Origin of the sequence: Streptomyces sp. NPDC060049, from assembly GCF_042736715.1 — a bacterium.
In the GTDB taxonomy this organism is placed as follows: Bacteria; Actinomycetota; Actinomycetes; order Streptomycetales; family Streptomycetaceae; genus Streptomyces.
In genome coordinates, this window is the sequence record NZ_JBHWVV010000039.1 from 1 (window position 1) to 2,690 (window position 2,690).

Annotated in this window: 2 rRNA genes; both read right to left on the reverse strand. The window is 57.2% G+C overall.

Annotation, left to right across the window (positions count from 1 at the left end):
* Nucleotides 1-647 (reverse strand): 23S ribosomal RNA (locus tag ACFWBY_RS36595); the annotation flags it as partial.
* Nucleotides 648-933: 286 nt separating this feature from the next.
* A 16S ribosomal RNA gene (locus tag ACFWBY_RS36600) occupies nucleotides 934-2,458 on the reverse strand.
* Nucleotides 2,459-2,690: the final 232 nt, after the last annotated feature.

Genomic DNA, 2,690 nt, shown 5'->3' on the forward strand with positions numbered 1-2,690 from the left:
ATTCCGAAGAATAACGGCGACGCTCCCACGGCTTGTAGGCACACGGTTTCAGGTACTATTTCACTCCGCTCCCGCGGTACTTTTCACCATTCCCTCACGGTACTATCCGCTATCGGTCACCAGGGAATATTTAGGCTTAGCGGGTGGTCCCGCCAGATTCACACGGGATTTCTCGGGCCCCGTGCTACTTGGGAGATTCTTAAGCAAGCCGCTGATGTTTCGTCTACGGGGGTCTTACCCTCTACGCCGGACCTTTCGCATGTCCTTCGACTACATCAACGGTTTCTGACTCGCCGACCGGCCGGCAGACCGATCAAAAGAATTCCCACAACCCCGCATGCGCAACCCCTGCCGGGTATCACACGCATACGGTTTGGCCTCATCCGGTTTCGCTCGCCACTACTCCCGGAATCACGGTTGTTTTCTCTTCCTGCGGGTACTGAGATGTTTCACTTCCCCGCGTTCCCTCCACACTGCCTATGTGTTCAGCAGTGGGTGACAGCCCATGACGACTGCCGGGTTTCCCCATTCGGACACCCCCGGATCAAAGCTCAGTTGGCAGCTCCCCGGGGCCTATCGCGGCCTCTCACGTCCTTCATCGGTTCCTGGTGCCAAGGCATCCACCGTGCGCCCTTAAAAACTTGGCCTACAGATGCTCGCGTCCACTGTGTAGTTCTCAAGCAACGACCAGTCACCCATCACCCCACCAGACAAGCTAGTGAGTGCACTGGGGCCGGCATCGCAGAAGGACAGCCTCTCGGCCGCACCCTCAGATACCCAACAACGTGCCAAGCACGATCCCCCGTCAGAGAGTCACTTTCCACGCCGAAGCAGTACTTGTGATCCATCCAGGAAACCGTGCCAACTAATCAACGTTCCACCCATGAGCAACCGTGCGATTCATTCGATCGCAGTCGGCTATATGCTCCTTAGAAAGGAGGTGATCCAGCCGCACCTTCCGGTACGGCTACCTTGTTACGACTTCGTCCCAATCGCCAGTCCCACCTTCGACAGCTCCCTCCCTTACGGGTTGGGCCACCGGCTTCGGGTGTTACCGACTTTCGTGACGTGACGGGCGGTGTGTACAAGGCCCGGGAACGTATTCACCGCAGCAATGCTGATCTGCGATTACTAGCAACTCCGACTTCATGGGGTCGAGTTGCAGACCCCAATCCGAACTGAGACCGGCTTTTTGAGATTCGCTCCACCTTGCGGTATCGCAGCTCATTGTACCGGCCATTGTAGCACGTGTGCAGCCCAAGACATAAGGGGCATGATGACTTGACGTCGTCCCCACCTTCCTCCGAGTTGACCCCGGCGGTCTCCTGTGAGTCCCCATCACCCCGAAGGGCATGCTGGCAACACAGGACAAGGGTTGCGCTCGTTGCGGGACTTAACCCAACATCTCACGACACGAGCTGACGACAGCCATGCACCACCTGTATACCGACCACAAGGGGGGCACTATCTCTAATGCTTTCCGGTATATGTCAAGCCTTGGTAAGGTTCTTCGCGTTGCGTCGAATTAAGCCACATGCTCCGCTGCTTGTGCGGGCCCCCGTCAATTCCTTTGAGTTTTAGCCTTGCGGCCGTACTCCCCAGGCGGGGAACTTAATGCGTTAGCTGCGGCACCGACGACGTGGAATGTCGCCAACACCTAGTTCCCAACGTTTACGGCGTGGACTACCAGGGTATCTAATCCTGTTCGCTCCCCACGCTTTCGCTCCTCAGCGTCAGTAATGGCCCAGAGATCCGCCTTCGCCACCGGTGTTCCTCCTGATATCTGCGCATTTCACCGCTACACCAGGAATTCCGATCTCCCCTACCACACTCTAGCTAGCCCGTATCGAATGCAGACCCGAGGTTAAGCCTCGGGCTTTCACATCCGACGTGACAAGCCGCCTACGAGCTCTTTACGCCCAATAATTCCGGACAACGCTTGCGCCCTACGTATTACCGCGGCTGCTGGCACGTAGTTAGCCGGCGCTTCTTCTGCAGGTACCGTCACTTTCGCTTCTTCCCTGCTGAAAGAGGTTTACAACCCGAAGGCCGTCATCCCTCACGCGGCGTCGCTGCATCAGGCTTTCGCCCATTGTGCAATATTCCCCACTGCTGCCTCCCGTAGGAGTCTGGGCCGTGTCTCAGTCCCAGTGTGGCCGGTCGCCCTCTCAGGCCGGCTACCCGTCGTCGCCTTGGTGGGCCATTACCCCACCAACAAGCTGATAGGCCGCGGGCTCATCCTTCACCGCCGGAGCTTTCAACCCCCACCCATGCAGGCAGGAGTATTATCCGGTATTAGACCCCGTTTCCAGGGCTTGTCCCAGAGTGAAGGGCAGATTGCCCACGTGTTACTCACCCGTTCGCCACTAATCCACCCCGAAGGGCTTCATCGTTCGACTTGCATGTGTTAAGCACGCCGCCAGCGTTCGTCCTGAGCCAGGATCAAACTCTCCATGAATGTTTACCCGTAATCGGGTGCACACGCACTTAGAGCGGGACAGTCATGTCGGAATAAGACCGACCGTCCACTGCGTCCTCGCTGTGTAATTGCCTGCAAGCATCACGGCAGAACCGCGACCTCACAGGTCTTTTTCAAAGGAACCTCATCCACCGAAATGGACGGGGTATCAACTTCTGGCGTTGATTTTTGGCACGCTGTTGAGTTCTCAAGGAACGGACGCTTCCTTTGT